5 protein-coding genes are annotated in these 6,026 nt (G+C 37.9%); 2 read left to right on the top strand and 3 right to left on the bottom strand.

Annotation, left to right across the window (positions count from 1 at the left end):
• Positions 1–249 precede the first annotated feature (249 nt).
• The gene (locus ACY10D_RS02100) at positions 250–1,296 is read left to right on the top strand and encodes an efflux RND transporter periplasmic adaptor subunit (RefSeq protein WP_486999153.1); all 1,047 of its coding nucleotides are present in this window, start codon (positions 250–252) and stop codon (positions 1,294–1,296) included.
• Positions 1,297–4,320 carry an efflux RND transporter permease subunit gene (locus ACY10D_RS02095; protein WP_486999152.1) on the top strand — a complete coding sequence of 1,008 codons (3,024 nt, stop codon included), beginning with the start codon at positions 1,297–1,299 and terminating at the stop codon, positions 4,318–4,320.
• Between the two features lie 192 nt (positions 4,321–4,512).
• Here the strand turns inward: ACY10D_RS02095 and secB are convergent, their stop codons facing one another.
• Genes secB through ACY10D_RS02080 form a run of 3 tightly spaced genes read right to left on the bottom strand, consistent with a single transcriptional unit; the run spans position 4,513 to position 5,788 of the window.
• Entirely contained in the window at positions 4,513–4,977 is a 465-nt protein-coding gene (secB, locus tag ACY10D_RS02090) for a protein-export chaperone SecB (RefSeq protein ID WP_486999151.1), read from the bottom strand.
• Positions 4,978–5,006: 29 nt separating this feature from the next.
• Positions 5,007–5,258, bottom strand: a complete 252-nt coding sequence (gene grxC / locus ACY10D_RS02085) for a glutaredoxin 3 (protein WP_486999150.1) — start codon at positions 5,256–5,258, stop codon at positions 5,007–5,009.
• Positions 5,255–5,788 carry a rhodanese-like domain-containing protein gene (locus ACY10D_RS02080; protein ID WP_486999149.1) on the bottom strand — a complete coding sequence of 178 codons (534 nt, stop codon included), beginning with the start codon at positions 5,786–5,788 and terminating at the stop codon, positions 5,255–5,257. Before ACY10D_RS02080 ends, grxC begins: the two co-directional genes overlap by 4 nt.
• Positions 5,789–6,026 lie beyond the last annotated feature (238 nt).

Genomic DNA, 6,026 nt, shown 5'->3' with positions numbered 1-6,026 from the left:
AAGAAACAATGAATAGTTTCATTGTTTTAGCAAATGAGCGCCCAAAGACTCTGTCAAGGGCAGCTATTACCTGCAATCCAACTTTGCAAAATTCTCATAAACTGCTTTGCAACTAAACACCGCAAAATGATTCATGATGGGTATGGACAATTCACGTGTTATTTTAAACAACATTTATTAATGTTCTTGAATCGCGCCAAAAGATCGTCTAGTTTAAGCGGTAGTGCTTTATATCATTGGTATTAATGGATGAAAAAACATATTATTTTCGGAATTGTGACAGCAATTTTATTGTTGATCACTATTTATTTTTTGTTTCTAGCAACCGCTAAAAAAGAGATGAGTTTTCATGTTGAACCTACAGGCGTTATGGTAGCAGCGGTCAATGAGCGTAATATCCCACTATCAGCTAAAGGGACAGGTTTATTGATCGCGCCAAATACGGTCACACTTAAAGCACAAATTGCAGGAATTGTTAATAGTATTGATTTTGTCAGTGGACAGTATGTTAAAGAAGGGCAGCTTCTGATGACGCTAGATGATACCAAACAAATGGCAGATGTAAGCTCTACTTTGGCAGACTTTACAAAATCTGAGGCGCAATATAAGCGAACAGATACGTTGTATAAGGAAAATAATGCGGTGTCACAAAGTGAGCTAGATAATGCCAAAGCAAGCTATATGCAAACAAAAGCGCAATATGATGCAGCATTGTACCAGTTATCCAATACCAAAATTGTTGCACCTTTTAGTGGTTATTTAACGTTAACAACTTTAGCAAAAGGCAGTTATGTTTCAGCAGGAGACACTTTAGTATCATTGGTGGATAAGGAAAATCTAGAGTTACAATATGCGTTACCGGAATCTTATGCTGGTAGTATTAAACTTGGACAAACAGTTGACTTTAAAGTTGATGCATTTCCAGGGAAAGTTTTTCATGCCAAGGTTGATTATATCTCGCCAGATGTTTCAGATGATAATCTAACCTTTACTGTGCGCGCTGTATTTAAAAACACGGACAATCTGTTAAATCCTGGTATGAGTGTTTATATCTCACAAATTATCAAAGAAAATAATATGGTATTGGCGGTACCAGAAAGTGCATTAAGCGCGCAAAGTGGTGGTTTTATCGTTTATGTTATTGTTGATGGTAAAGCCAAAATTGTACCAGTGCAAATTGGACAAATAGATAAAGGTTATGTCAGTATTTTGGAGGGTTTAAGTAAAGGGCAAGAGGTGATTGTATCTTCTGAAGGGAATATTTCTGATGGTGTTGCCGTTAAGGTGGAGAAATAAATGAAGCTGTCTGAGATTTGTATTAAACGCCCCGTACTGTCATTTGTACTTAATGCCATATTGGTATTATGTGGTTTATTAAGTTTTAGTTATGTTAAGTTACAATTTGAACCAACAGTGTTTAAACCAGTGCTGATGATTCAAACCAGTTATCCAGGGGCTAGTGCCGATGTGGTGCAAAAAGATGTTACCCAACAGCTTGTTGCTGCAATTTCAGGGACGGAAAATCTAAGTTATATCGAAGCGACATCAATGCAAGATCAAAGTCAGATTAAACTGAACTTTGGCAATATTGATCAAGAGAAATTCATTACCGCACAATCTGAAGTAATGCGCGATATTGCTGGTGTTGATCTACCACAAAACGCACAAACACCTCAGATTAAGCAGCGTGGTAATGGCTCGCAAGTAATGCTTATTGGTTTTCAAGATAGCAATCGCTCAACAGAAAGCTTAACATCCTATATCAATGATACGATTACCAAACAATTAGCACAGATTCCAGGCGTTGGTGATGTGCAAGTTTATTCCGAAGGCTCAGCACTACGTATAGAGCTTGATCCCAAAGCAATGGCGATTTTGAAAATTTCAGCCATTGATGTTGTCAATAAACTAGAGCAATTGAATCGTAATGTCTCCGCGGGACAGCTTATTACCAATAATAATACCTATACGATTAATGTCGATAGTGCATTAGATAGTATTAGCAAATTTGAAAACCTGATTATTGCTAAGCACAATGGCAAACTGATTTATTTAAAGCAAATTGCCAAAATATATTTAGGCAATTTATCGCTTGCCAATGGTTCAATCAGTATTATTGATGGTGAGCCAGGTGTTGTGGTTAATGTCTCGCAAACCAGTGACGCGAATCCAATCGATGTTGCCAATGCCGTTGCCAATGCCGTTAAACAAATGCAAGGTTCATTGCCACCTGGCATGAAAGCCAGTGTACTCTTTAATGTGGCAACCTCACTTAAAGCTTCTTTATATGAAGTCATTAAGACGATTATTGAAGCCATTATCTTGGTATCATTGATTTCATTATTGTTTTTAGGACGCTTTAGAGCGGCACTGGTGCCTATTGTTACCTTACCGGTATGTTTAATTGGCGTCTTTGTGATTATCTGGCCGCTAGGCTTTAGTATCAATATGATGACGTTACTTGCTATTGTGCTAGCCGTGGGGCTTGTGGTTGATGATGCGATCGTTGTCCTTGAGAACTGCTATCGCTATATGCAAAAGGGCTATAATGCGTTTGATGCAGCAATTTTAGGCAGTAAAGAAATTGGCTTTGCGATTATTGGCATGACCATTACATTGATTGCCGTTTACATCCCTATTGCATTTATGAATGATAAATCAGCCGTTTTCTTTCGTGAATTTGCCTTTACCTTGGCTGCAAGTGTTTTAATCTCAGGCTTTGTGGCGTTGACCTTATCACCTACTATGTGTGCACATACTTTGGGTAATGCAAGAGAAAATCGCTATGAGAAGTTTGTCACCAGAGTGTTTTCAAGCTGTGAAAAAGCATATAAAAAATCACTCTACTTCGTGTTGCAAGTCCGCTTTTGGGTCATTGCTATTTTTGTGATTTTAATTATTGCAGGGATTGGTTTGTTTCGCTCGATGCCTACAGCACTGCAGCCTAATGATACCATTGGCGTGGTTGGTGTGAATATTGTCGGACAAAGCAATGCAAGCTCAGATTTTATCATGCAAAAGTTGGATGAGATCCAAGGTAAACTACCCAGCAAGGTATTTGATCACTCATTTGGTTTTGTTGATACGCAAAGTGGTCAAACATCAGGTTTCTCAATGAATATTTTAAAAGAGGATCAAGTCACCAATGCCTACAAGGTGGCGCGTGAATTAAATGGGATTATTAAAAACACTCAAGGCATACAAGGGAGTAGTTGGGTATTTCCATTATCAGGACGCAATCAATCAGGTGATGGCGATATTCAAATGTATCTATTGAGTATGGATGACTATCAAACACTTTATAAAAAAGCAGAAAATTTAATCAATATGCTTGAGAAACTGCCAAGTATATCCTATGCAAGTATAGGTAGTGCTGCGGATAGCGGGCAATTTGATATGAATATTAATTATACCAATGCTGCTTTATTAGATGTGGATCCGGCTAATATCCAAACGATCTTAAATATTATGTTTGGTGGATGGCAGTTGTCACGTGATTATGAAACCGGTGGTGAGAGCTTCCCAATTTATGTGCAGCTACCGAAAAAAGATCTTAAGAGTTTTGGTGTTTTAAATCGTTTGTATATCAAAACTGATTCAGGTGGTTGGGTGCAGCTAGGGCGCTTGGTAAGCATCGCACCAGTGGTGAAAATTCCTTATTTAACAACTTATAACCAAATGCATGCGATGTCGATTAGTGTTAACTTGCAGCCAAATGCTTCAATGGGGCAAGTGGTCGAGCAAATCAAGGCAATTACCGAGCAGCTATTGCCTGGTACAAGTTTGGCATTCAAAGGGGATGCTAAAGATATGCTTGAGGGCAATAACAGCATGATTATTATTTTTATTGCTGGGCTTTTGTTTATATATCTGGTGCTTGCTGCACTGTTTGAAAGCTTTGTTGATCCATTTATTATTTTATTGACAGTGCCTCTATGTGTAATTGGTGCTTTACTTGGGCTTAAACTTATCGGAGGGACGTTAAATATCTATACAGATATTGGCTTAATCACTTTGATTGGATTGGTATCTAAACACGGTGTGTTGATTGTGCAGTTCTCTAATGAGTTATTAGCTAAAGGTGTAGCATTAAATGAAGCGGTAATTAAAGGCGCTGCGACACGTTTGCGCCCAATCTTGATGACATCAGCAACAATGATTTTAGGTGCTATTCCATTATTGCTAAGTACAGGAGTTGGCGAGCATGCCCGTCAACAAATCGGTATGGTTATTGTTGCAGGGTTATTATTAGGATCACTGTTTTCATTGTTTATTGTGCCGGTGGCATACCAACTACTAAAATCCATAAGACATAGATAGTTTAAGCGACTGTGTATTTTACGCATTCACTATTAGTAAAATATGGCTATGACAATACTACAGCTCACTTTGATTGTGTAAACGCTGGCTGAGCGTAAGTCGAAGCCTCTATAAAGTGCCTATTAGATAATGAAAGGCAGATTCGTATAAGAAATAAGAGTTTATGGAGTAGGTGGATATATAATCTGAATATTAGTTCGCTTTTTGCGATGAATCTTTTTGTTCTTGTTGTTTTTGTTGATAAATCATATCAAAGTTAACAGGTGCCAAGCATAGTTGTGGGAAACCACCCTTAGCAACTAAGTCAGAGACTGCCTCGCGTGCATATGGGTATAAGATATTAGGGCAAAATGCATATTGCGCATGATCTAGTTGGCCTTCTTCCATATTAGAAATAAGGAAGATACCCGCTTGTTGTACTTCTGCTTTAAATGCATCAGCATCACCACATTTAACATCTGCTTCAACTGTGAGCACAACTTCATACATATTTTCTTCAGGCAAGCCTGTCACTTTAGTGTTCAAAGCAACATTTAATTCAGGTTTCCACTCCTGCTTAAATGCATCAGCACCTTTAGGGATTTCAAATGAAATATCCTTGGTATAAAGTTTTTGGATTTGAAATTGAATATCAGGAGTATTTGTTTCAGTTGTCATTATCTTTCCTTATGTAGTTAAGTTAAGTGTTATTTTCCAAGTAATGGGTTTAGTTTATTGGCATCTTCAAGGGCATACAAGTCATCACAGCCACCGATGTGTTGATTGTTGATAAATATTTGCGGCACTGTTGAGCGTCCTGAAGCACGATTAATCATCTCTTCGCGTAATTCAGGCCTATCACTGATGTTATATTCAGTAAAGGTCACGTCCTTTGTGCTAAGCAATGCTTTGGCATTGATGCAATAAGGGCAAGTCGGTTTAGTGTATATTTCAATCATTTAGATGTGCTCTTACCATTTTTGTCGCTTTTGTCGTTGTTATTGTTTTTATCTTTTCTATTTTTTATATCTTTCTTATCAGTATTCATTTCATTATGCGCTACGGCTTTATTATCAGTAGGTAATTTATCTTGTAACCATTGTTTGAAGCCACCTTTTAGTGTGTAAAGCTTATCAAATCCTGCCTTTTTTAACAAATCGCAAACACTAGCACTCTGCGCACCGGTTGCACAATAGATAACAATTGGGTTGTTCTTATATTTATTAAGTATTTTAGTGTTTTCTTTAAGCCCAGCAGCGCTGCTATTGATCGCGCCAACAATATGACTTTCATTAAAAAGCTTGCTATCGCGAATATCCAAGAAAATGCCCTTATCACGGTTTGTGAGGTTAATGGCATCTTGTATTGATAGTTGGAAGCGACCTGATTTAGCTTGGCGAATTTCGTAACCAAGATAGATCAAAATAGCAAGGACAAAGATAATACATAGTATTAAATTTTGAGAGATGAAATGACTCAGATTTGACATGTTTTTCCTATTTTTATATTTGTTTTAGCGCGAGCCCTAAGGTTACTAAGGAACAAGCTTATTAGTTACTGGAGTTACGCACTTTTGCTATTTCAACACCCCCACCTCGCAAGCTCGGTTCCCCTCTTGCAAAGAGGGGAATCATCAACCTTTGCTTAATTCCCCTCTTTGCAAGAGGGGTGGCAGCCGTAGGCTGACGGGGTGTTTATAAAGTCATAGTTTTTCTAAAGTGCGTAAC

The organism is Cysteiniphilum sp. (assembly GCF_057495195.1).
The sequence above is the reverse complement of the archived record's forward strand: the minus strand, read 5'-3'. Positions and strand labels throughout refer to the sequence as shown.